The 25,494-nt window shown below is 44.3% G+C and carries 21 protein-coding genes; 16 read left to right on the top strand and 5 right to left on the bottom strand.

The genetic code is table 11. From position 1 onward, the window contains the following. Positions 1 to 42: 42 nt before the first annotated feature. From CWO08_RS20500 to CWO08_RS20440, 13 genes are all read left to right on the top strand, one after another. Positions 43 to 1,677, top strand: a complete 1,635-nt coding sequence (locus tag CWO08_RS20500) for a carboxylesterase family protein (RefSeq protein WP_108020996.1) — start codon at positions 43 to 45, stop codon at positions 1,675 to 1,677. Positions 1,678 to 2,011: 334 nt separating this feature from the next. Continuing rightward, a complete protein-coding gene (locus CWO08_RS20495) occupies positions 2,012 to 2,791 on the top strand; it encodes a winged helix-turn-helix domain-containing protein (protein ID WP_017107116.1) in 780 nt (259 codons plus the stop codon). Between the two features lie 187 nt (positions 2,792 to 2,978). Beyond that, positions 2,979 to 3,299 carry a hypothetical protein gene (locus CWO08_RS20490; RefSeq protein ID WP_241904754.1) on the top strand — a complete coding sequence of 107 codons (321 nt, stop codon included), beginning with the start codon at positions 2,979 to 2,981 and terminating at the stop codon, positions 3,297 to 3,299. A 289-nt stretch (positions 3,300 to 3,588) separates the two neighbouring features. After that, positions 3,589 to 4,308: a GntR family transcriptional regulator gene (locus CWO08_RS20485; protein ID WP_108020995.1), complete on the top strand. Its 720-nt coding sequence runs from the start codon at positions 3,589 to 3,591 to the stop codon at positions 4,306 to 4,308. 38 nt (positions 4,309 to 4,346) lie between these two features. Then, positions 4,347 to 5,243, top strand: a complete 897-nt coding sequence (prpB, locus tag CWO08_RS20480; RefSeq protein WP_061033476.1) for a methylisocitrate lyase — start codon at positions 4,347 to 4,349, stop codon at positions 5,241 to 5,243. 159 nt (positions 5,244 to 5,402) lie between these two features. Beyond that, a complete protein-coding gene (gene prpC, locus CWO08_RS20475) occupies positions 5,403 to 6,593 on the top strand; it encodes a 2-methylcitrate synthase (protein ID WP_108020994.1) in 1,191 nt (396 codons plus the stop codon). A gap of 78 nt (positions 6,594 to 6,671) precedes the next feature. Further along, positions 6,672 to 9,326, top strand: coding sequence for a Fe/S-dependent 2-methylisocitrate dehydratase AcnD (gene acnD / locus CWO08_RS20470; RefSeq protein WP_108020993.1), 2,655 nt, complete (start codon positions 6,672 to 6,674; stop codon positions 9,324 to 9,326). A 9-nt stretch (positions 9,327 to 9,335) separates the two neighbouring features. Further along, positions 9,336 to 10,508: a 2-methylaconitate cis-trans isomerase PrpF gene (prpF, locus tag CWO08_RS20465; protein ID WP_108020992.1), complete on the top strand. Its 1,173-nt coding sequence runs from the start codon at positions 9,336 to 9,338 to the stop codon at positions 10,506 to 10,508. 118 nt (positions 10,509 to 10,626) lie between these two features. Beyond that, positions 10,627 to 12,531 carry a propionyl-CoA synthetase gene (locus CWO08_RS20460; RefSeq protein ID WP_108020991.1) on the top strand — a complete coding sequence of 635 codons (1,905 nt, stop codon included), beginning with the start codon at positions 10,627 to 10,629 and terminating at the stop codon, positions 12,529 to 12,531. Positions 12,532 to 12,679: 148 nt separating this feature from the next. Beyond that, positions 12,680 to 13,126 (top strand): hypothetical protein, encoded by a 447-nt coding sequence (locus CWO08_RS20455; RefSeq protein ID WP_108020990.1) that lies wholly within the window; start codon positions 12,680 to 12,682, stop codon positions 13,124 to 13,126. Positions 13,127 to 13,362: 236 nt separating this feature from the next. Beyond that, complete coding sequence (locus CWO08_RS20450; protein ID WP_108020989.1) at positions 13,363 to 13,800, top strand: glycine zipper domain-containing protein; 438 nt, start codon at positions 13,363 to 13,365, stop codon at positions 13,798 to 13,800. Between the two features lie 203 nt (positions 13,801 to 14,003). Next, complete coding sequence (locus CWO08_RS20445; RefSeq protein WP_108020988.1) at positions 14,004 to 14,483, top strand: GNAT family N-acetyltransferase; 480 nt, start codon at positions 14,004 to 14,006, stop codon at positions 14,481 to 14,483. Between the two features lie 86 nt (positions 14,484 to 14,569). Then, positions 14,570 to 15,982 (top strand): NUDIX domain-containing protein, encoded by a 1,413-nt coding sequence (locus CWO08_RS20440; RefSeq protein ID WP_108020987.1) that lies wholly within the window; start codon positions 14,570 to 14,572, stop codon positions 15,980 to 15,982. A gap of 77 nt (positions 15,983 to 16,059) precedes the next feature. Here CWO08_RS20440 and CWO08_RS20435 read toward each other — a convergent pair whose 3' ends face one another. Continuing rightward, the gene (locus CWO08_RS20435; RefSeq protein WP_107899516.1) at positions 16,060 to 16,869 is read right to left on the bottom strand and encodes a Cof-type HAD-IIB family hydrolase; all 810 of its coding nucleotides are present in this window, start codon (positions 16,867 to 16,869) and stop codon (positions 16,060 to 16,062) included. Positions 16,870 to 17,054: 185 nt separating this feature from the next. On the opposite strand from CWO08_RS20435, the gene queE reads away from it, so the two are divergent. Continuing rightward, a complete protein-coding gene (gene queE, locus CWO08_RS20430) occupies positions 17,055 to 17,723 on the top strand; it encodes a 7-carboxy-7-deazaguanine synthase QueE (RefSeq protein ID WP_307862871.1) in 669 nt (222 codons plus the stop codon). Between the two features lie 58 nt (positions 17,724 to 17,781). Continuing rightward, positions 17,782 to 18,477 carry a 7-cyano-7-deazaguanine synthase QueC gene (queC, locus tag CWO08_RS20425; RefSeq protein WP_017063822.1) on the top strand — a complete coding sequence of 232 codons (696 nt, stop codon included), beginning with the start codon at positions 17,782 to 17,784 and terminating at the stop codon, positions 18,475 to 18,477. Here the strand turns inward: queC and CWO08_RS20420 are convergent. The 4 genes from CWO08_RS20420 to CWO08_RS20405 form a co-directional block, all read right to left on the bottom strand. After that, positions 18,437 to 20,464 carry a diguanylate cyclase gene (locus CWO08_RS20420; protein ID WP_108020986.1) on the bottom strand — a complete coding sequence of 676 codons (2,028 nt, stop codon included), beginning with the start codon at positions 20,462 to 20,464 and terminating at the stop codon, positions 18,437 to 18,439. The genes queC and CWO08_RS20420 overlap by 41 nt on opposite strands. A 162-nt stretch (positions 20,465 to 20,626) precedes the next feature. After that, complete coding sequence (locus CWO08_RS20415) at positions 20,627 to 20,977, bottom strand: DUF2750 domain-containing protein (protein WP_017062305.1); 351 nt, start codon at positions 20,975 to 20,977, stop codon at positions 20,627 to 20,629. A gap of 136 nt (positions 20,978 to 21,113) precedes the next feature. Beyond that, entirely contained in the window at positions 21,114 to 21,731 is a 618-nt protein-coding gene (locus tag CWO08_RS20410; RefSeq protein WP_048659436.1) for an OmpA family protein, read from the bottom strand. Beyond that, positions 21,731 to 23,038, bottom strand: coding sequence for a TolC family outer membrane protein (locus CWO08_RS20405; RefSeq protein ID WP_080967393.1), 1,308 nt, complete (start codon positions 23,036 to 23,038; stop codon positions 21,731 to 21,733). The genes CWO08_RS20410 and CWO08_RS20405 overlap by 1 nt, the downstream gene beginning before the upstream one ends. 403 nt (positions 23,039 to 23,441) lie before the next feature. Between CWO08_RS20405 and CWO08_RS20400 the strand changes: the two genes are divergently transcribed. Beyond that, positions 23,442 to 25,494: Ig-like domain-containing protein (locus CWO08_RS20400; protein ID WP_181360058.1), on the top strand; the 2,053-nt coding region annotated here is incomplete at its 3' end.

Genomic DNA, 25,494 nt, shown 5'->3' with positions numbered 1-25,494 from the left:
TTTTTATAAATAACACTGATTCTCTATTTTATGAGTAAACCGATGAAAAATACGTTATCAATCTCGATTGCAAGCGCCATTCTAGCGTTAAGTAATCAAGCTATTGCAGCACCAAGCGTGGATATTGAAGGGGCGACACTGCAGGGGGTAGCACATTCGCCGGTGGGCTATTCATCACAGGTCGATGCGTTTATGGGCGTAAAGTACGCTTCAGCAGAACGCTTTCAGGCACCCAAGCTCAATCACTTTGAAGCTGGCGTTCATTATAATGTGACTTCTGCAGGGGATATCTGCCCGCAAATACCTCACACAATGGAAGCGAATGGCGTAGTACAAGAAACACAAAGTGAAGACTGTTTAAATGCGAACGTTTGGCGCCCATCAGGTGTTGATCAAGATGAAAAGCTGCCCGTTTATGTGTTCATTCATGGCGGTGCATTTGAGCTTGGCTCTAGTACGGTCAAGCAGTTTGATGGCGCGAAGCTTGTTGCTAAAAATGCAGATGAGGGCACCCCCTTTATTCTAGTTAGCATGAATTACCGCTTGGGTATTTTTGGTAGCTACTACAGTGAACAACACTCTGGTAACTACGGTATCCAAGACCAGAAGGCGGCGTTGCAGTGGATTCATGCCAATATTGATAGTTTTGGTGGCGATGCCGACAACATTACTCTGTTTGGCGAAAGTGCAGGTGCGATGTCGATTGGCATCCAATTAATGGATGAGCAACAAAACTCTCACCTGTACCAACGTGCCATCATGGAAAGTAACCCATATGGCGTTAAGTACAAAGATGCGGAGTCAGCGAAATGGGTAGCGGGTGTTGTTCAAGATAAGCTTGGAAAGAACAAAGACATTTCTAGCGTGCCTTTTGAAGAGATCGTGGATGTCCAAGTTCAAATGAAAGCGGCGGCAACGCAACTGAACAGTTTGACCAGCATTACCCCTAAAACAGCGGGTCTGTTGTCTTGGGCACCCTATGTTGATGGTCAGACCGTCCCGTATCAGCCGAGTGAATTGAAATCGGTAAATGGTGTTGATGTGACACTGGGTTTCAACCAAGATGAGTCGAATATCTTTGTTGCGCCGTTTGATGCGCTTCTTGATTTACCAGGCAGTTATAATTCACTGATCGATCTGTTTTTCGGTGCAGATAAGGGTTCTATGCTACGTGAGATTCCAGAGTTCAAATTAAGCTTCTGGAACAGTACCGCAGCAAAGCGTAAAGCCAATGCCCGCAAACTAATGAATCAAGTGCTGTTTGCTTGTTCATCTCAACAGGTTGCGCAAAACTTGGCTGCAGGTGGTTCGAATGCGGCGCTATACAAGTTCAACTATCAACCTGACTTTAGCCTGTGGCCCGACTACTACGTAGAGAGCTTTGCCAAAACGTGTAAGCCATCTGAGAGCTCATGTCATGGTGCAGAGCTTTCTTTTATTTTCGGTAATGAGGTGAATGCAGTATCTGGACCTGCTGAATTTTCTAATAAGGATAAGTCTGTTAAAGATGATCTTATGTCACAGTGGTTACAAACCTCGACATTCACACCATACGCTTTAGAAAAAGACAATGTGACGGTCTTTAACACTAACGGTGAGTTTGTTACGGAAAATGATTGGGACAACACGCTTAATGCCAGCTTATGTGAACAAGTAAACCAAGTGATGGCTTTGTAACCTTAATACACAAGCATAACCCAGAACCCTGACCACTATTATTCTAAATTATTTGTTAGTTAAATGGTTAGGTATCAATCAAAAAGCCACAGCTTATGTATAAAACTGTGGCTTTTTTATTTTCTTGGTAAACCAAAGAAATATTAGGTGAAATAGTAAACTTTTTTCCTCTATTTTTGCGTAGTGATATGGGGTAATTGAATCCTTTCTAGGATTCATTTCAATTCTGATTGGACGAGTGTGTCTATCAAGTTGCTTACTGGGTATAATTGATTTGTTGTTACAATCAATGTGATCTTATGAATCTTAATGCTTTAATGGGGCTTTTCTATCAATGAATGTAGAATTTGATAGTGGGAAAAATAAAATAACTTATCGAGAAAAGGAATTACTGCTCAATAATAACGAGTTTAAATTAGCTATTCTTCTATTGGGGAAGCAAGGAGAAATGGTCGAAAAGTCGACCATATTAGATACAGTTTGGAAGAACAAGGTGGTGACTGAGGGGTCGATAAAGCGAAGTATTTCGCTTTTGAGAAAGGCCTTTTATGATCTAGAAGCGAACGTTGAAATTACGGCATTCCGCGGTGTTGGCTACAGCATAAACACGAAACTGAATGTATTTATCGATAACACACTGATAAGCCTGGACTCTGAAGAGCCAGAACATGAAAAGAAAGAGCCCATATATCAGGAGATTACAAGCAAGATATCCAGTAAGGCCAAACCTATATTAACGTTCTTTATTAGTTTAAATTTTGCTGTTGGTGGTTACTTTTTGTACCAGGATTTTGCTTACTCAGGTTTGTCCCAAATCTCCCCATATATGAAAGATTCTTTTATATCATCTGATTACCATTTACAGGTCTTGGAGAGTCGTACAGGTAATAATATCAACCTGATCACTTTAAGGGATCATACTGCACCGAAGTCATTATTGAATCTTATTAATCAATTGAATACTAATATGACGCTATTTTATCAAGTTGATGGTAAGAAGGTTTACTTCGCATATGCGTTAGAAGAAACTTCGCAAAACTCTTATGCCAATAACTATATAATCTCAGTTCACTCTCAAAATGAAAAAATTAAAAATATCCTTGAAAAGTTTTAATAAGTATCACTTTTTCTTTCTGTTAAGTTTAGTTTTTATGCTTTTTTCTTTTATTAGGCATTATACGCATCAGAATCGTCACAACTTAAGCTTTGTCTACAACTATAAACAGTACGTTGAAAGAAAGAACGGGCTCAAATTAAAGACATTAAGCTCGACCAATTTTACTGATGAGCACTTTTCCATCATGTCTTACTCTTTTTCGAATAGCGGTGATGGGGTGTTGTTTACTTCTGAAGCGCATGTCGTTGAGAGGCACAAAAATGTTTTCGAGTACTGTTTATATGATTCTGAGGTAGAGGACTTTACCGAACATAAAACCGATCCTCATTTTGAAGAACTGTTTTTCACGGCATCTGACATCGTAATGAAAACGCGAACCCGAGATGTGAGTCGTAGTGCCGTGAATTACTTTAGCCAACACATCGTACTTATCAAGGGCGGAATATTTGAGTTCCCAACGTTGGTATCGCGTTCTCGTAGTCCACAATACGTGCCAGTAACCTGATAAACATGAGTCGCCTGTAAATGCCTGTAATCAAAGTACGAGTAAAACAGTAACTGCCCAAGAGGTGATGTTTCGTATCAACCCCCTCACTTACCTCGTAATACGCGATTAAGCTCTGCTAACGACTATTCACCAATCCTACACCACCTTGTTGAGCTTTTTAGTGTCATACCTTAGTCTAAATTGTCGACAATCTGCTTGATTGTCGACAATTTGATCGTGTATTTTATATTCATGTTATGAAATTGTTGACAATTAAGGTCGGCAATGAGAAGTGGGCAGCGTGAATATGAATACCGCGATCAAAGATCTTACCTTAAGTGCCAATACAAGACCGCGTATTGGTGAAAAAGAAAATACCAAGTCAGAAAGCCTGACGGAATACTTGGTTGAAGCGATAGTTAACGGCGAGTTAGCGCCTGGTAGCAAGATCTCGGAACCCGAGTTAGCTAAACGCTTTGAGGTCAGTCGTGGTCCTTTGCGTGAAGCGATTATGCGTGTCGAAGGGCTCGGGCTCATCGAGCGAATCCCACATGTTGGCGCCCGAGTGATTACTTTTTCTGCTGACAAGTTACTTGAGCTTTACGCGGTTCGAGAGGCTCTAGAAGGCATGGCTGCAAGGCTAGCAGCAAGACACATCACACAAGATGAGCTTATCGGGCTTGAAGAATTATTGTCGACACATTCCCAACATATCGATGAAGTCGAGGGTTCTTCCTACTTTCATCAACACGGCGATTTCGACTTCCATTATCGAATCATTAAAGCCAGCCGTAACAGCAAACTCATTTCTTTATTGTGTGATGAGCTTTACCACTTACTGCGAATGTATCGCTATCAATCGCCAAGAGCACAGTCTCGGCCAAAAGAGGCGCTTGATGAACATAAATATATCCTACAAGCAATTCGTAACCGTGATGAAGAGCTAGCAGAAATGCTGATGCGACGACATATCTCTGGTAGTCGTCTGCTTATCGAGCAACAAATTCAATCCAAAGATATGGATTAAAAAAACTGACAAATAAACATTTAACAGGGAGCGTCATTATGAAGTTATCAGCAGGAGCGAAGTTCCGCCAAGCTGTGCAAGACAATGATCCACTGCAGATCGTCGGTACGGTGAATCCGTATTGCGCAATGATGGCAAAGAACTTGGGTCATCAGGCTATCTACTTGTCTGGTGGAGGTATCGCCAATGCGTCTTACGGTTTACCTGATCTGGGTATTACCACATTGAACGATGTGTTAGTGGATGTGGAACGCATTACCAACGCGTGTGATTTACCTTTGCTGGTGGATATCGATACGGGATTTGGTGGAGCGTTCAATATCGCACGAACTATTCGAGCGATGGAAAAAGCGGGCGCTGCTGCTATTCATATGGAAGATCAAGTGGCACAGAAACGCTGTGGTCATCGACCAAACAAAGCGATTGTTAGCCAACAGGAAATGGTCGATCGAGTAAAAGCGGCAACCGATGCAAGAACTGATGAGAGCTTTGTGATCATGGCTCGAACCGATGCTCTGGCGGTTGAAGGGATAGATAGTGCAATTGAACGTGCGATTGCGTGTGTCGAAGCGGGTGCGGACATGATTTTCCCCGAAGCGATGAATCAGCTCGACCAATACGTGAAGTTCTCGGCGGCGCTGAAATCAGCAACAGGTAAGCATGTGCCAATCTTGGCTAACATTACCGAGTTTGGACAAACCCCACTCTACAACTGCAAAGAACTGGCGCAATCTCATGTCGACATGGTGCTTTATCCACTCAGTGCATTCCGCGCGATGAACAAAGCGGCAGAGAATGTTTACAAACACTTGTTAGTTGAAGGCAATCAAGAAGCGCTGTTGGATTCAATGCAAACCCGTAAAGAGCTTTACGAACACCTCAATTACCACGACTACGAGAACAAGCTGGATCAATTGTTTTCGAGTGAAGAATAAAACCAGTTTCAAATATTAAAACATCAACTTAATCCAATAACGTGAATGGTTAGTCAGCCACATCGGGTCCGTGAAATCGAGTGAGATAGTCGCGGTCACTGAATATTAATAGTCAGCACCAAAGAGTGCAGGGCGGCTAACCCAGAGAAGGAGTTCATCATGTCTGTATCTTTGAGTGATAAAGCAACTGTCGATAATGTTTCAGCGGTAAACCAACAAGCAAGTGCAGCACCAGCGATTGGTGGTGCTGGCCTACGAGGGCAAAGCGCGGGCTCGACGGCGCTATGTACGGTTGGCAAGTCAGGAACGGGTTTAACTTACCGTGGCTATGACATAACCGACCTTGCGAATCATGCTCAATTTGAAGAAGTAGCGCACTTGCTATTAACAGGTCATTTACCCAGCGAAAAAGAGTTAGATGACTACAAAACATTGTTGATTGGTTTACGTGGCTTGCCTCAACCGTTGAAAGAAGCTTTAGAGCTTATTCCTGCTGACGCTCACCCTATGGATGTAATGAGAACAGGCTGCTCAATGTTGGGTAACTTAGAGCAAGAATCTGACTTTTCGGAGCAACTATCAGCAACAGAGCGTATGCTTGCGCTTTTCCCTGCCATTATCTGCTATTGGTATCGCTTCAGTCATGATGGAGTGCGTATTGATACACAGGACCAAAGCGAAGCATGCTTGGGTGGTTACTTCTTGAAGATGCTAACGGACAAAGCGCCGAGTGAACTGCATAAGAAGGTGATGCACTGTTCGCTAACACTTTATGCAGAGCATGAGTTTAATGCCTCTACTTTTGCGGCTCGGGTTTGTGCATCAACACTGTCGGATATCCATTCGTGTGTGACAGCAGCAATTGGCACACTAAGAGGCCCACTGCATGGCGGTGCGAATGAAGCGGCAATGGAAATGATCCAAGATTGGGAAACCGCCGATGAAGCTGAAGCGAACATCATGAAGATGCTTGCTAATAAAGACAAAATCATGGGCTTCGGTCACGCCATTTATCGTGAGAGTGACCCACGCAACGCGCTAATTAAACGTTGGTCAAAAGAGCTAGCGCAAGAAGTTGGCGACGAGCAGCTTTACGCAGTCTCTGAACGCGTTGAAGCGGTCATGAAGCGTGAGAAAGGCTTGTTCTGTAATGCGGATTTCTTCCATGCTTCTGCCTATCACTTCATGGATATCCCAACCAAATTGTTTACGCCTATCTTTGTGATGAGTCGCCTTACCGGTTGGACGGCGCATGTGTTCGAGCAAAGAGAAAACAACCGCATCATTCGTCCAAGTGCAGACTACACAGGGCCAGAGCACCAAGACTGGCTACCTATTCATCTACGTTAATCCTTCTGTCTCAAGGCGACTCATATATCGAGTTGTCCTTGAGAACCAATGAATAGAATTTTAGATAATGGTGGATGTATGTCTGATGTGAAAATTGAGAAAACCCCGAGCCCTGATCAAAATACAGGCGTTGAAAAAAGCCAATACAGAAAGGCTCTACCGGGAACTGGCTTGGAATATTTCGACGCCCGTGAAGCGGTAGACGCGATATCTCCGGGCAGCTATAAAACCTTGCCTTATACGTCGAGAGTGCTGGCGGAGCAATTGGTAAGACGCTGTGATCCAGTTGCTCTTGAAGATAGCTTGAAACAAATCCTCGAGCGTAAGCGCGACTTAGACTTTCCTTGGTATCCTGCGCGTGTCGTGTGTCATGACATTCTGGGTCAAACCGCTTTGGTAGATTTAGCGGGCTTACGAGATGCAATTGCCGACCAAGGTGGGGATCCAGCCAAAGTAAACCCTGTGGTCGAAACTCAACTGATTGTGGATCACTCTTTAGCTGTCGAGCATGCAGGATTTGATAGCGAAGCGTTTGATAAAAACCGTGCAATAGAGGAGCGCCGAAACGAAGATCGTTTTCATTTCATTGAATGGTGTAAAACGGCATTTAAAAACGTCAGTGTGATTCCCGCGGGTAACGGAATTATGCACCAGATTAACTTGGAGAAAATGTCTCCGGTTATTCAATCTAAACAAGGTATTGCGTTCCCAGATACCTGTGTTGGTACCGATAGTCACACTCCTCACGTTGATGCGCTGGGCGTTATTGCGATTGGTGTCGGTGGTTTGGAAGCCGAGACGGTAATGCTCGGTCGTCCGTCAATGATGCGTTTGCCAGATATTGTGGGCGTTAAACTGACTGGTCAGAGACAAGAAGGCATTACCGCAACCGATATTGTGCTTGCTATTACTGAGTTTCTTCGCAATGAAAGAGTGGTTTCAAGCTACTTGGAATTCTTCGGTGAAGGTGCTCGTGCACTGACCATTGGTGATCGTGCGACTATCTCAAACATGACACCTGAATACGGCGCGACGGCAGGTATGTTCTACATCGATGAGCAGACCATTCAATATCTTAAGCTGACAGGTCGTGATCCTGAGCAAGTAGAGTTAGTTGAGCTTTACGCAAAGCAAACCGGACTCTGGGCGGATGATCTCGATTCGGCTCAATATGAGCGTGTATTGGAGTTTGATTTGTCGAAAGTTGAGCGAAACCTCGCAGGACCTTCGAACCCACATCGCCGTTTACCAACCAGTGAGCTTGCTCAGCAAGGTATCAGCCAAGCTTCTTGGAAAGCGCAACACGCGGAACAATATAGCGACGAGCAAATGCCAGATGGCGCGGTAATTATCGCCGCGATTACCTCTTGCACTAATACCAGTAACCCAAGAAACGTGGTAGCAGCAGGACTAGTGGCAAAAAGGGCCAATCAACTTGGTTTGGTTCGTAAGCCTTGGGTGAAAACGTCATTTGCTCCAGGATCTAAGGTTGCCAAGCTCTATTTAGAGTCAGCAGGTTTACTTCCAGAACTGGAACAGTTGGGTTTCGGCATTGTCGGTTATGCGTGTACGACGTGTAACGGTATGAGTGGAGCGTTGGATCCTCAAATTCAACAAGAGATCATTGAGCGCGATCTCTATTCCACTGCGGTGTTATCGGGCAATCGAAATTTTGATGGTCGAATCCATCCTTATGCAAAACAAGCCTTTCTAGCCTCACCGCCATTGGTGGTTGCTTATGCCTTAGCGGGTACGATTCGCTTTGATATCGAGAAAGACAGCTTAGGCACTGACAACAATGGTAAACCAATCTATTTAAGTGACTTGTGGCCGAGTGATGCGGAGATCGATGCGGTTGTCGGTGAGCATGTTAAGCCTCAGCAATTCCAACAAATCTACGTGAAAATGTTCCAGCCAGATGGGGAGCCGGTAACGACTGAACCGCTTTATAACTGGCGACCTCAAAGTACCTATATTCGTAGACCGCCTTATTGGGAAGGGGCACTCGCAGGTGAACGAAGCCTATCTGGCATGAGGCCTTTAGCAATTTTAGGTGACAACATCACTACGGATCACCTATCGCCATCAAATGCGATTCTTGCATCAAGTGCGGCAGGTGAATACCTTGCCAAAATGGAAGTACCAGAAGAGGACTTTAACTCTTACGCGACTCACCGAGGCGACCATCTAACAGCACAAAGAGCGACCTTTGCAAACCCTAAATTGTTCAATGAAATGGTCACAGAGTCAGGAACCGTGGTCCAAGGTTCATTAGCGCGAGTTGAGCCCGAAGGGCAGGTTACCCGAATGTGGGAAGCGATAGAAACCTACATGAACCGTAAACAACCTTTGATTGTTGTGGCTGGCGCAGACTATGGACAAGGTTCATCACGCGACTGGGCGGCTAAAGGCGTCCGATTAGCGGGTGTTGAAGTGATTGTTGCTGAAGGCTTTGAGCGAATCCACAGAACTAACTTAGTAGGTATGGGCGTTTTGCCTTTGCAATTCAAAGCGGGAATCAATCGCAGCACCTTAGAGTTGGATGGGACCGAACTGTACGATGTGTATGGCGACATCCAGGCGGGTTCTGATTTGGCTTTAGTGATCACTCGTAAAAGCGGAGAAAAGCTTGATGTGCCAGTGACCTGTAGATTGGATACGGCAGACGAAGTAAGTGTGTATAGCGCTGGTGGCGTATTACAACGCTTTGCCAAAGACTTTCTCGCGCAATAGGAGCCTGTGATGAACATTAAACAGATAAAAGTCCCAGCAACTTATATGCGTGGAGGAACCAGCAAAGGTGTTTTCTTCTGCTTGAATGACTTACCCGAAGCGGCGCAAGTTGCGGGGCCTGCGAGAGACGAGTTTCTTCTGCGTGTGATTGGTAGCCCAGATCCTTATGGCAAGCAAACTGATGGTATGGGAGGCGCGACCTCCAGTACTAGTAAAACCGTCATCGTGTCGAAGAGTGAGAAAATCGATCACGATGTTGACTACCTCTTTGGTCAAGTGGCAATAGACAAGCCATTTGTCGATTGGAGCGGTAACTGCGGTAATTTGTCTGCGGCGATTGGTCCGTTTGCTATACACAGTGGTTTGGTCGATTCAAGTCGTATTCCGGAAAACGGAGTGGTCGAAGTGCGAGTATGGCAAGTGAACATAGAGAAAACCATTATTGTTCATGTGCCTATAGTGGATGGTGAAGTCCAAGAGTTGGGAGATTTTGAGCTCGATGGTGTCACTTTCCCCGCTGCTGAAATTCAGGTCGATTTTCTAGATCCAGCTGACGCGAGTGGGTCGATGTTTCCGACAGGGAATGTTGTCGATTTTTTAGATGTCCCGGAGTTAGGTTGCATTAAAGTGACTTATATTAATGCAGGAATTCCAACCATTTTTGTTGATGCTGAATCGGTCGGATATCTAGGAACAGAGCTTCAATCCGATATCAACAGCGATCCAAAAGCCTTGGCACTGTTCGAGTCTATACGAGCACATGGCGCAGTTGCGATGGGGCTTATTGAGTCGTTAGAACATGCTGAATCACGCCAACACACTCCCAAGGTTGCGTTTGTTGCTAAGCCTCAAGACTATCAAGCTTCAAGTGGCAAGTCAGTTAGTGTGGATGAGACAGACCTGCTGGTACGCGCTCTGTCTATGGGGCAATTGCATCACGCTATGATGGGCACAGCTGCGGTTGCGATTGCTTCAGCTGCGAGTGTTCCGGGCACGCTAGTGAATTTAGCGGCGGGAGGAGGCTCTCGTGACTTTGTGACTTTTGGGCACCCATCAGGAACATTGAAGGTAGGTGCTAAAGCGCTAGAGACAGAAAGTGGATGGAAAATTGAGAGGGCGATTATGAGTCGTAGTGCCCGAGTGATCATGGAAGGTGCCATCCGTGTGCCTTTTCCTAAGTAAAGCGATTGTCGTGAACGGTTAAATGTTCACGAACACAACGCTGAGAAAAGAGTGCTATCAAGTGCTACAGCCAAAGGCTAGGCACTTGGAGAAATGGATAAATCATGGAGGAGGCACTATGTCTGCTACGAATCGAATGAACAGAAAAACAGACTATATAACCGAGTATCAATGGGCTAGGGAAGACCCAAATTCGTTTTGGGAAACACAATCACAAGCGATAGATTGGTTTGAACCACCAAAAACGATATTACAAACTGATGAGAATGGCATTGAACGCTGGTTTCCTGATGGGGTGATGAACACCTGCTGGCTGGCGCTGGATTATCATTGTGAAAATGGGAGAGGTGGCAATACCGCACTGATTTACGACTCTCCAGTTACAGGAACTCAATCCTCGTACACTTACAATCAATTGCGTGACCAAGTGGCTAAAGTCGCAGGTATGTTAGCCACGCAAGGCGTTACCAAAGGCGATCGTGTGGTGATCTACATGCCAATGATTCCTGAAGCGGCAATGGCCATGCTGGCTTGTGCTCGACTAGGCGCGGTGCATTCGGTGGTGTTTGGTGGTTTTGCCCCTCATGAGCTTGCCGTTCGAATTGAAGATGCCGAGCCCAAGGTGTTGATTACTGCCTCTTGCGGTGTCGAGATAAATAAAGTCTTGCCATATAAGCCTATGGTCGATCGCGCGATCATGGACAGTCGTTGGAAGCCTGAGAAAGTCGTCGTATTTCAAAGAGAGCAAGCTTTAGCTGAATTGAGCAATGAACGCGATGTACTTTGGCAGCAAGCGGTTAACGATGCATTGCCGCACAGTTGCGTTCCTGTTTTGGCAACCGATCCTTTGTATATTCTTTACACGTCAGGCACTACGGGTAAGCCAAAAGGTGTGGTGCGTGATAATGGTGGTCATGCGGTTGCGATGAAATACTCGATGAGCACTATCTACGATATGCCACAAGACGGTGTGTTTTGGGCAGCTTCTGATGTCGGTTGGGTCGTTGGGCATTCCTATATTGTGTATGCGCCATTGATTCATGGTTGTACTACGATTCTGTTTGAAGGCAAGCCAGTACGAACACCCGATCCCGGTGCGTTTTGGCGTGTGTGTGAAGAATACAAAGTCGATGTATTGTTTTCTGCGCCAACCGCATTTAGGGCCATTAAGAAAGAAGATCCCGAAGGCGAGTTACTTACCAAGTATGACTTAACATCGCTCAAGTCGATTTTCATGGCCGGTGAGCGTTTAGACCCGCCAACGTTGGATTGGGTAGAATCTCACACCAATAAACCGGTTATCGACCACTGGTGGCAAACAGAAACAGGTTGGGCCATTTCAGCCAATCCAACAGGGTTAGAATCTTTACCAGTGAAAGCGGGCTCTTCCACTAAACCTGTTCCGGGTTACCAAGTGGAGATTCTCAATGAACTCGGTGAAGTCGCCCAACCTAATCAACAAGGATTTGTGGCTCTTAAACGCCCGTTGCCACCTGGCTGTCTACCAACGGTTTGGCGTAATCATGATCGATTTGAGTCTGGCTATCTGAGCCAATTCCCGGGCTATTATGTTTCGGGTGATGGCGGCTACCTTGATGAAGATGGTTATCTGTTTATCATGGGGCGTATTGACGATGTGATAAACGTAGCGGGGCATCGTCTTTCTACCGGTGAAATGGAAGAGATCGTTGGCGGTCACCCAGCTATTGCAGAGTGCGCGGTAGTCGGGGTTCATGATGACTTAAAAGGGCAGCTACCTCTTGGTTTAGTTGTGCTGAAAGATGGCGTAAAAGTCGATGGCACTGAGTTACAAGCGGAGTTGGTTGGTAAAGTTCGTAATGAGATTGGCGCGGTAGCCTGTTTTAAGCAAGCCTTGGTTGTTGAGAGACTTCCCAAGACACGCTCCGGTAAGATTTTACGCAGAACCATCCGGCAGATCGCTGAAGGTGAGCAGTACGTGGTGCCTTCGACGATTGATGATCCGACTAGCTTAACGGAAATTGCTGAAAAGCTCGGCAAATAGGCTTAGCTGTTTGGGTAATTTGATCGTCGGCTCGTATATTAATACATAAGCCAGCGTGATGGTTTACCTAAACTCTACTTTATTCATCCGTTTATCCATTGCGTTTACTATGACCTCATTATGAACCCCACATATTGAGGTCTTTTTTATGCGATCTTACTTTTTGTTGATTGCTTTACTGGTTAGTGGCGCTGCTAGTGCCAGTATTTCAAAGGATGAAGCGAGCAGAGCGTTGTTAGAACCCTTGAGTCACCCCAAGGTATTTAAGTGTGTGTCCAAAACTGGCGTCGATCTCTATCAAGCGGTTTTTGATATTGGCGTGGGGTATGAAGCCGACCCGATTAACTCGAAGATGATCGTTAATTCAAGGAAAGGCCGCTACGAATATCAAATCTTGGGGGCGGTAAGGTCTGAAAGAGCCGGTGAAATGGTCGTGTTGACTCGCCATGTGGGAGACGGGGTAAAAGTGGCTGCTATGATCGATGAGGAAAGTGGCAAGGTCCTTGGGATTGGTGATAAACACCACTATCGAGACTGCGGTGTAAGACCGCCACCTAGTGCAGAAAATATGCAAAACTTTTGGTCCAAAGACTAAGAGCGACATCTGAAAGACAAGAATTATAGAGAACGAGCGATTGAGGCGACCTTATTGGTCGCCTTTTTGTTGGTGAGGATAAAACGATCTCAAGATAGGTATCATTAAGTAGTTATACGATGGCTGGATAATACATAGCTGCACATGATGTATCGTCTAAACGTGGCTTTATTTATCTCATTAACGGACCTGCTTAAGATGGCTTTACTCCAAACGAAGAACTAAGCGAGACTCCTATGAAATTCACTAAACCTTTTCTTTTAGCGACACTGATTGTGACTATTTCTGGTTGCGCATCACCAGCAATGGATAACGAAAATGAGAATGCTGCACGTAATCGTGGTGCTGTAGGTGGTGCTTTGTTAGGAGCAACAGCAGGCGCTCTAACTGGAGATGCGAGTTTAGCCGTGAAGGGTGCTGCATTAGGCGGTGTGACCGGTGGTGTTGCTGGTTCAATGAAAGATACGGACGATGCAAGAAACGCACAACGAACCCAAGTTACTGCCGATGGCCTAGCGCAAGACAATCGCACAGATGCAGAAAAGCGAGTTGCTGAAGTTGAGGCTGAAATTAAGCTTATTGAACTAGAACAACAGCTTGCTGATCTCAAAGAAGATAAAGAAGATAAAGAAGATAAAGAAGATAAAGAAGATAAAGAAGATAACGGTGCATAAAGCGACAGCTGCAGCAAAAACCACAGCTTCGATATTCGCTTAATTCAAAATGATTCACACAGAATGGCCACGCAATGTGGCCGTTTTTGTATCTAAAATACGCACTTCAAACAATGAATTAATTCAATAACTTGTATAGATACTCACGGCAAGTAAACTAGACTCAGTTTAGATATTAATTTGGTTTGAGAAGCGCAATAGTCATGAACGTCACTTTAAGGGCTGCAAAATACACGGATTTGGAACAACTTAACGAGTTAATGTTCGATCTACATCATCACCACCACATTGCTAGCCCAGAGCACTTTAAAACGGCAGAAGAGATTGAGCAGGAAAAAAGCATTGCACGATACTTGGACGATCCTGAATGCTTGGTTTATGTGGCACTTAAAGGTGAGCTCATTGTTGGCTTTATCTCTGGGCATTTTTGTGAGCTTATCTCAACAGTGAGTAAACCAGTGTCGATGGGGAGTGTCGATGAACTGTTTGTCTTACCTGATTATCGAAAAGAATCAATTGCTGAAAAGTTGTTTAACAAGGTTGAAAGTACTTTTGATGATTACGGGGTTGAACAAGTCTTTGTAGAAGTGTGGGACTTTAATTCACCTGCCAAGGACTTCTATCAAAAAATGGGGTTCACACCTCACATTCAATGGATGAGGAAGGCTTTGCGCAAAACGTAGACAGCGATTTTGTGCGGCTTTGATTACACTAGGCGTGATGCATTAGCAGTCTCAAATTTCTTCTATTATTTTTTTAGGTAAACTCGTTGGTTATTCGATATTTATTAGTTTTCATACTGTCTCTTTTGAGTACTACTTCCGTTTGGGCAAACAACACTTTGCCCGATCATATCGCGGGCGCTTTGTGTGTAGTACGAGCTGATAACCAAATAGTGTTGGTTGATGAGTTGATCACAGGTCAATTGTCTCTACCGGGAGGCACTGTGGTTTCAGGTGAGCCGCCAGCCGTCGCGGCGCAACGTGAAACGTGGGAAGAGGCGGGTTTGTCGGTAACGGTTGGTGATGTACTGGGTTACACCGATAGCGCCGTTGTGTTTGATTGTGTCTCTGATTCTGAAGTGATCAGCTATCAAGCTCGAAATGAGCTAGGTGGTTTTGAGTTACCGATTTGGTTCGCACCTCATTACGGAGTAGAAGTAAGTCGTGCGATGTTATTACCGCCAACTGAGTTGCAAGCTAACCAATACCGTTATCCAGAGCAATGGTCAGAGATTAACGAGTTGTTTTTATCTGCTACAGATCAACCGGTGACTTATGTGACTGAGCTGGTGGGCGCGGCGCCGAAAGTTCATCAAGTTGAATTGAGCTGGATTGTTTCACTTCAAAACGCGTTCGATAGAATGCCGAGCGTGTTCGTGAATACTGTACTTTTGACTGACTTGTTAGCGAAGCCTTGGGTTTTCATCGTGATATTGCCGCTAATTGCGTGGCATTTTGGTCGTAACTTCGCGTTGAAGTTTGGCTTCACTTTGATTTCGGTGACACTGCTGACTTTAATCGCACATCAAGGTTTTGGTTTTCCACGCCCGCATGCCTACTTGCCAACATTGAAGTTGGTAATGAGCAGTGGCTATAGTTTTCCAAGTTTACTGGCTGCTTTATGGGTGAGCTTAACCTTGTTAGTCTTTTGGAAAATAAAGCGTCTCTTAGAAAAACAATCAATATTGATTGTGCTTGCTGGCTTACTTTGGATCATGCTGTTTAAGTCGTATTCAGGCAGTGCGTTCTTTAGTGATGTATTAATGGGGGGCGTCTTAGGTGCCTTAACGACGTGGCACATCGTGAGGTTAGATGCAAAACCAGATGTTGATATTAGTGTTTTATTGAGTTCTAAGGGCGTGTGGTGGGCATTATGCTTATTGTCGATTGTTCTCACGGTGATATGGCCACTGCCTACATTCTCATTCTGGGTGGCTATTTTGATGACGATTGCATGCCTAGTGACGTTAACAGACTCGAAACCTTTGGTCGGTCAGTTCTCATTCAAGATCGTGGTTGGAGTGATGGCGATGCTGTTAGCGGGAAATCTGCTGATTAGCTGGGCAGGAAGTTTTGTCTCTTTCAGTGGTATTGCTTCATTTATTATTGAAACGTTACGTTTCCCAATATTGATTCTGTTTGGTGTGGTGGCATTTCGTCTGCCTTGGGCTAGAAATTAAGTAAAACGACTCATTTAAAAAAGAGAAGGCTGTGCAGTGCACAGCCTTTTTAGTATTAATTTTACAGAATCGAATGATTATGAGTTGAAGATAAACTTTTCAATTGCTACGGCTACGCCATGGTCGTCGTTACTCGCGGTAATGTGATCGGCGATTTTCTTGGTTTCATCCATCGCGTTGTCCATTGCAATACCAAGGCCAGCGTATTCAAGCATATGGTGATCGTTTTCAGCGTCACCCATGCAGATTACTTCTTCCGCTTTAATGCCTAAGTGTTTCGCAATGGCTTCGATACCGACACCCTTGTTTGAGTTTGGGTTTAGGAACTCTAAGAAGAATGGTGCACTTTGCACGATAGTAAACTGAGTCTTGAGCTCTTGTGGCAACTTGCTGATGATTTCAGTTAGCTTGCTGGGTTCAGCGACAATCATGGTCTTGATGATTTCGTGGTCATCTTCTAATTGAGAAAAGTCGAACTCGGTAATATCTAAGCCATTAATACGCGCTTCAATACCCGTGTACTCGTTGTTCTCAGGTGTGATTAAACCATGAACCTTGCTGAAAGCATGAACATAACCACCAAGCTGTTCAGCGAGGGCTGCAATCTCTTTTGCGGCTTTACCATTGCTGATCTCACTGTGAATGACCTCTTTTGTCGATACGTTCTGAACCATAGAGCCGTTGTAGAAGAGCACAAAGTCATCTTCGCCGTTAATTGAAAGCTCATCTAATTTGCTTTGCATGCCTTCCAAAGGGCGACCAGAAGCCAGAACGACCTTCACACCAGCAGCACGAGCTTTGGCGATCGCGTCTTTGTTCTCTTGAGAAATCACTTTTTCACTGTTGAGTAATGTGCCATCCATATCAAGAGCAATCAGTTTGTACATGTTGTTCCTTACTAAAAAATTAAAAGCTAACGAAATCTAATGGGCGAAAGGATAAGGGAACTTGAAACTTCAGGCTAGGGCTTTGATCAACTCATTTATCGGTACTCATTTGTTTGACCAAAAGGGGGAAGTGCTTTAAGGTCTGCGGTTGATTAATTTCATCTGATGATTGAGCTGAGGGAAAGTTGTACAAGATTAATGAAATGTTTGAAACCATTCAGGGTGAGGGCGTGTTTACTGGCGTTCCCGCTGTTTTTGTTCGTCTGCAAATTTGCCCAGTGGGCTGTTCTTGGTGTGATACCAAACAGACCTGGGAAGCGTTGCCAGAAGATGAGACCAGCCTTGGCGATATTATGGTTAAGACAGAAGATTCACCAACTTGGTCAGCAATCGATGCTCAAGGAATCGTGAATGAATATATCAAGCAAGGTTACACTGCGAAGCACATTGTGATTACTGGTGGTGAGCCATGCATTTATGATCTTGTTCCTCTTACTGAAGCATTTGAGCAGCACGGTTGTCGCTGTCAGATTGAGACTAGCGGAACATCAGAAGTAAAAGCCACACCTGACACTTGGGTTACGGTGTCACCGAAGGTGGCGATGAAAGCGAAACTGGAAATCTTAGATAGCGCCTTACAACGTGCTAACGAAATTAAGCATCCAGTAGGCACAAGCAAAGATATCGAACAACTTGACGGTTTATTGGATCGAGCTGCGGTTCCCAGCGACACTGTTATCGCTCTGCAACCAATTAGCCAAAAAGACCGCGCTACTCAACTTTGTATTGATACCTGCATTGAGCGCAATTGGCGCTTATCAATACAAACTCACAAATATTTGAGCATCGCATAGGTTGTATTTTTACTGGGCAAGATAAGTCGCTAGTAGAAGTTTTTCGTAAGGATTTAAGATGAAAAAAGCAGTTGTAGTATTCAGTGGTGGTCAAGACTCAACAACGTGTCTTGTTCAAGCATTAAAAGAGTATGATGAAGTTCATGCGATTACGTTTGATTATGGTCAGCGCCATAGACTCGAAATTGAAGTTGCTGAGTCATTGTCGAAAGAACTTGGTGTTAAAGCGCACAAAGTGATGGATGTGACTCTGTTGAATGAACTTGCTATCAGCTCTCTGACTCGCGACGATATTCCTGTGTCTCATGAGTTGCAAGAGAATGGACTACCAAACTCTTTTGTTCCTGGTCGTAATATTCTATTTCTAACACTAGCGGGTATTTACGCTTACCAAATCGGTGCTGAAACCGTGATTACAGGTGTGTGTGAAACAGATTTTTCTGGTTACCCTGACTGCCGTAATGACTTTGTGAAGGCGATGAACTCTGCACTTGTACAAGGTATGGATAAGCAGCTTGATATCAAAACACCGCTAATGTGGTTAAACAAGGCTGAGACATGGGCGCTAGCAGACCAGTACTCAGCACTTGAGCTTGTTAGAAACAAAACACTGACTTGTTACAACGGCATTGTTGGTGATGGCTGTGGCGATTGCCCGGCATGTGAACTACGTAAAGTTGGCCTTAACGATTACCTAGGTGATCGCGAAAGCATTATGGCTGAGTTGGTTCGCAAACAGGCTGAGAATAAATAATCTCAGGTAAATCAATCGGCTCGTTATAGGCATCAATAATGCAGTTTCGGCCGTTGCTTTTGGCTTGATAGAGCGCTTGGTCAAGCACTGAATACAAGTCATCAAAGTCACTTAATGCGTTTGAGGTTGCTAGATAAGCAAAACTCGCGGTCACATTAAGTGACTTTTTGCTTTCTGATAAGAAGACAGTGCTGGAAATGGCGTAGTGTAACTCTTCAACGCGTTCTCGTACCTCTGCTGGTGTGGTATCGGTTAGCATGATGACAAATTCTTCTCCCCCTAAGCGACCAAACAATTCACCATTTACTAAGTGTTTTCTAATTTTCTCACTAATATGGATCAGTGCTCGATCACCGGTAGGGTGCCCATGCTCATCATTAATCTTCTTAAACTTATCTAGATCGAGCAGCACGAGCACATGCTGTTTTTCCATCCCTTTACAGCGTTTCACTCTTTTGATTCTTCGAATTATCTCAGTTCGGCTATATGCTTTCGTTAAGCCATCAATTGCGGCTTTTGCGCGAACCGTTTTGTTTACCAATACCGTAAAGCTTGCAGCACAAAGCAACAGAATAACAACGATGTTGTACATCCATCTTTGATGTTCCATTTTTTCAATTTGAACGCGGTCGAGTTTCGTCTGATGTGTCAGGAAAGAGTTCTCAAGTTCCTGCTCATATTTGGCATGCGTCAGGCCGAGGGCTTCGAGTGCGAGTCGATTGTCGATGTCTCTAGCTTCCATTTGTATTGATGAGTATCGCTGGTAAAAATAGAAAGCTTGTTGGTAATCGTTGAGTGATTGATTAATATCAGAAAGCTGTAGAAGTGACTGCGCTATGTATTTATGCCTTGCGACTTGTTCCGCTAATCCTAGCGCTTGTTGAGCATAGTTGAGCGCTTCCGTTGGCAATTTTTGTTCTTCAAACATATCGCTGATAGCCAAGTAAGCATTGATACGAATGACATCATTGCTCAGTTCGCTCGAAGCCGATAGAGATTCGACCAAGTAGGTTCTCGCCAAATCATAATCTTTCGTTTGAGTGTATGCTTTTCCTAAGCCAAGACTTGTTAGTGCGATACCGTAGCTATGTGATGACGAGCTCAGTAGTGTTCTTGCTGTCTGAAAGTGGTGAATTGCTAGGTCACTTTGCTCTTGGTTAAGGTTGAGATCCGCAAGGCTGTGATGCACTTGTGCTTTCATTAAATCTGAAGCGTTTTCTCTGAGAGTTAGAGCTTCCTGTAGATACTCAGCCGATTTTTCATATTGCTTTAATTCTTTGAGCAAGTTACCTACATCGTTGTAAACTCCCGAAATATCATGTCCTTGTGGGAAGACATTTATCAGTGATAGGTAGGTATCTAGTGCTGCTTGATAGTCACTTCTAAAATGGTGATTGTTTGCAATGACTCGATAAGTTCCAAACTTTGGCAATACTGGGTCAGCGATGTTATATAAATCTGATTGAAGCGCAGAACAGTAATAGTTAGCTTGATGATATTTAGCTTGCTCGTTAAGTGATCGGCATAGCTGGTACTTTAGCAATGCTTTTCCAGCTAAATCGCTGCGAGATTGCATTTTCGCCAAAAGTGTTAAAAAGCCTTGTTGTGCTTCCTCATATTGGCCTTTGCCGTCTTTCATAAGAGCAGAAATAAACGCTGCTTCTATCGCTTGGTAGTCACTGTCGTTTGAAGCGATTCCGTAGAACGGCTGATCTCGGTGGCTCATGTATTTATAGAGAAGAGACGCAAGGTAAAGCTTATCTCCGTAACTCATTGACCCGATATAGCGTGTTTGCAACATGTTTAATGCGCGCTCAGGAGAGTGGTTTAAAGTAGAAAGATAAAGCGCGTTCCAATCAGCATTAGGAGTAGGGCTTAAATGGGAAGCATAGATTGATGAGTTTTGGTCACGATCTGACGGTAATACTTGGCTATAAGAACAAAAGCTAATGAATAGCAGAAAGGTAACAAAAAAGGAGTGAATCACAAGAGACTATCAATCAGATAAAGAACGATATTCTATTATTAGTTTGATATTGCTTCAAATTTTGAATTCTATAGCTATAAGGTTATGCGAGGTAGGTCTCTAATTTGTTGATACTAATCAGAGGTATATCGGTCGCACGATTCGCGCGACCGATATCAGAAATTAGATGTATAATTTCGCTAGGTCAGAAGGCTCAAGTTCTTTGCCTTCTAATGTTGCATTCCAGTTAGTACCAACAAGAACGCCGTCTTCAGCAAGAGTTAGTAACCAATCTTCTACAAAGATATCTAGTGGAATTTCTAATACTTCGAAGTCAGCCCACTCTTCAACGTTGTGAGTCTGAGCATCTTCTTTTGAAGACCAGAACGGCATCACTTCGCTGTTTTCGAATTCACTTGAGTCACATGCTAGCCAACCTTCTTCGTTGCGAAGGCCCCATACCAGTTTAGTTTCCTGTGTTTCAGAAACGAAAAGTTCTAGATTTGCTTGAGTATCAGCTGTTAGTTTGCTCATGGATTAATTCTCTATGTTGATAACGTGGCAAGATTAACATTATAGACGGCTTAGGTATATGCTATTCAAGGAATTATCACCATACTGAAACGTTAACTTAAGATAACGTTTCAGTATGGTAAAAGCAGGGGAGAGCTTACTTTTTAATTTTGGTGAAAATGTGCCATTCTTCTTTGATATTACCCTTAAATCCAACAACGGAAGCGACAACCTTTCGATGTAGTGCGTGATTGATTTGGGTATCATCACTGCTGAATTCAGAATCACCATGACCGACAATGTTGACTCTAGATGGCTGAATACCGTTGCTGATCAGCGCACGTCTGACATGCGATGCACGTTCTTTTGAAAGCTTTAGGTTGTGTGCTGCGTTACCTACTTTGCTGGCATAACCTTGCAATTCAATCGATGTACTCTCGTAACGCTTCAAAAACGCAGCCATTTGGCGTATCTGCCCTAAGAAAACCGGGTTGATCTCCGTAGAGTTATTAGCAAAGAGTATGTGGAGCTCTTTCTTTTCTGAAGATTCGAAATATGAACCACAACCGTCGTTATCTATCTCAGCACCCATTTGCGTATCGGGACATAGATCTCTAGCATTGATTACTCCATCATTATCATCATCTTCGAGATCATAAATTTGTGTGATCTCAGGAAGAGCTCGATATTCAAATTCTTCATCGCTTGTTTCAGCTAAAACATTGGCAGAGACAACCATGATACAAAGCGGAAATACAGTCTTTATCAGCTTCATTAGTATTCTACCTTTTCATTCCATTCTTGAGGGGTTTCGACGCGTAGTCCGGTCAACAAGTTTCCTGTTGCGTTCATTACTCGGTATTTCGCGTATTGTTCGTCGTACTTGGCATCCAAATACCCTTTACGAGCTTCGAACAATTCATTCTCAGTGTTAAGCAAGTCGAGAAGGGTACGTTTACCGATGCGGTATTGTTTCTCATATGAGATAACCGTGTCTGATGCCGAGTCTACGTGGTCAGATAGGAACTCTTTTTGCTGAACGGTCAAATCCAGAGCGCTCCATGAAAGACGCAGGCTCTCTTCTACATTGCGGTAAGTGCTCTCACGTAGGTCTTTTGCTTTATTGAGTTGGTAAGCGGCACTTTCAGCACGATCTTGATCTGAGCCTCCGTTATAGAGGTTATATCTCAAACGAACCATTGCTGAGAACTCATCGCTACTACCTTTAGTACCACCGGCATCATCACGCCAGGTTTGAGCCGCTTCAAAAGAAACCGTCGGGTAGTTGGTGCTTTTAGATTGTTTGTACTGAAATTTCGCTGAATCCACATCCGCTTGTGCAATCTTAATAACTGGGTGCTGATTAAACGCTTTCGCTAGTGCGCCATCGACGGTATAAGGAATTGCGCCAGCATCTGCACGAGGGAAGGTTAATCCTAACGGAGATTGGCCTACAAGCCTTTTAAATTGAGTATGGGTATCAAAAAGATTATTTTGCGCAGCAAGTAAGTTCCCGTGTGCCTTCGCAATACGTGCCTCTACTTGTGACATATCTGCGGTTGATCCAATGCCTGATTCAACACGTTTGCGGATATCACTGTATATTTTTTTGTGTGTCGCGAGGTTGTTTTCTGACAGTGACAGCACTTCATAGGCTTTCACTGCATCAAGATAGACCTTTGTGACTTCTAAAGCGATGTCCTGTGCATTTGATAGCAATTGATAGCGCACAGATTCTGCATCAGCCGCGGTACGATCGATATCATTTGATGTATTCGCGCCATCCCATATTAGTTGGGTTAACGTAATTGTCGCTTCTTTCCGAGTCAGATCGGTCGTGCTTGAGTTAGTTGCTAGATCGGTATGCTCGTAACCAATACCTCCATCCAAGTCTATACTTGGACGATAAGCACCGCCAGAAGCATCATTCAGATATCGCTTACTGACATATTCATTATAAGCACTTTTGATTTCAGGATTACTTTCTAAAGTGAACGCAACGGCTTGCTCTAGGGTTTGTGCTGTCGTCGGTAAGCTCATACTTATAGCTAACCCTAATGTTGTCTTTTGAAGCCTATTCAATGTGCATCTCCCTAAAGTTAGCTCGCATCTAAGTCTTGAGTTTGTGCTGTTATATACGAAATTTAGATGAACCGCCAAAAAAATTACGATCGCTAAGCTGGCGTTCGCAAATGGTTGTCAAAATGTTAACCGATCAACGTGCGTTTTATGGTGTTTTTATACGCGTCAATCTTACGTTTTTAAATCTATTATTTTCCGCAAACACAATAACTTATATTGCTGGTGTGAGCACTAAGATTGTTATGCGATGTGATCACCGTCATTAGCTTGTCACTCGAGTTGTTAAATACTAGATTCATAACTAGGAATTATATGACTTTAAGTGTTATATTTTAACTAATATTATAAATATAATGTCACTATTTTGACGTTAATGACAAGAAATGCTTTTTTAGGGGTTTATATGGACATGACAACATTGAATTTGGGTGGTGCATTAGCACTTGGCCAGCGCATTGTTATCTCGGTAGATGGTACGATTAAAGTCTTAGAAGAAGGCCAACCACTACAAGCAGGGGATGTCGTTCTTGAATCTCAGAACGGGTCCAATGAACCTCAGGTATCGGCAAAACGCTTCTCATCAGAAGAAGGCGAAATTGAGCTCGACCAAGATATCGCGAATATCTTTGCCGCATTAGAAGAAGGTCAAGACCCGACCGAGCTAGGTGAGGAGTTCGCAACGGCAGCAGGTCAAAACGGTTCAAGTTTGGCTTCTAGCGGAACTATTGAACGTGATGGTGAAGAAACTATTCCTGGTACAGAGTTCGTTACTACGGGTTTCGAATCATTGGGCTTATCTCGAACTCAAAGTTTAAGCTTACTTGATGCTTATCGTTCACTCATTGAGCCTGCCGCAGCTCAACCTAATACTAACCCACTGTTTGTCGATTCAAATAGTGACGCTATTGGTGACACAGTATCATTTACGACAGATGAAGATACGCCAGTCAGTGGCACTTTGTCGGCTTCAGATGAAGATGGTGATTCTCTGTCATTCAGTAAATCGACAGAACCTTCAAACGGTACTGTCGTTATCGATGAAAATGGCGATTGGACTTATACCCCAAATGAAAATTACAACGGTAATGACAGCTATACGGTAGAAGTCTCTGACGGCCAAGGCGGCACAGATACAATAACCGTTAATATCGGTGTTACTCCAATTAATGACCTACCTGTCGGTGAAGATGTTTCTGTAACTACAGATGAAGATACCCCAGTAAGCGGAACATTAAACGCGACAGATGCAGACGGCGACTCGCTAACATTCACAAAAGGGACAGAACCGTCAAATGGCTCTGTAGTTGTCGATGAAAATGGTAATTGGACATACACGCCGGACGAAAATTACAACGGCAGCGATAGCTTCACAGTAGTCGTTTCTGACGGCCAAGGCGGTACAGATACATTGACGGTCAATGTTGGTGTGACACCAGTTAATGACACCCCAACGCTTGTTGATAGCAATGGCGACCCACTGGGTGACAGTGTTGTAGTCACGACTGACGAAGATACGCCAGTCAGTGGTTCTCTTTCTGCATCAGATGATGACAATGACTCACTAAGCTTCTCAAAAGGCAGCGAACCATCTAATGGCTCAGTGACCGTTGATGAAAACGGAAACTGGACCTACACACCAAATGCTGATTACAACGGTAGCGATAGCTTCACAGTAGTCGTTTCTGACGGCCAAGGCGGTACAGATACATTGACGGTCAATGTTGGTGTGGTGCCTTCGCCGACGATCAATGACATCGCGGATGTGAGCGAGGAAGAAGGCGACGCACTGGCGTTCGACGTGACCCTAAGCAATACGGCCGACACGGCACAAACGTACGCGTTCAGCCTGACGGATAACGAAACGGATAACACCGACTACGGCACAGTGTCGTTCAGCAACGGCGTGACGTACGATGCGGTCACAGGCCTGATCACCGTCCCAGCGAATACGGCGAGCTTCACGGTAACGGTAGCGGGTGCGGAAGATACGGTTCTGGAAAGCGATGAAACGTTCACGCTGACCGTTGGTGATAAGACCGCGACGGGCACCATCGAAAACGATGACAACAGACCTACAGCCACCGACTTCTCAGTAACCTTAGACAACCAAGATGAAGCATTCTTTACGTTTGATGGTGGTCAATCGGGCAGTCAAGATAACGTGGGCGACATTGAAGATGATGCTGCTGGTACTCCGGTTGATGTCAAAATTCTCGAAGAACCATTGTTCGGTAACCTTTACGACGTTAGTGGTGGTGGCAAAGTACTCATTGAAGCTGGAGATATAATCAGTAGTGACGCTCAAGTCGAATATGAACAAGATTCCAATGCTGTGGATAAGCTTGATTTTGTAGCAAGTACTTTTGCAGGCCAAGTCAACAATGGGTCTAGCAGCGTAAGTTACTTACAGGGCAATGTATTAATAAGCTCGGGGATTTACGATGGTAGCTCCCCAA

Source organism: Vibrio sp. 10N.286.48.B8 (assembly GCF_003050085.1).
Classification (GTDB): Bacteria; Pseudomonadota; Gammaproteobacteria; order Enterobacterales; family Vibrionaceae; genus Vibrio; species Vibrio crassostreae.
The sequence above is the reverse complement of the archived record's forward strand: the minus strand, read 5'-3'. Positions and strand labels throughout refer to the sequence as shown.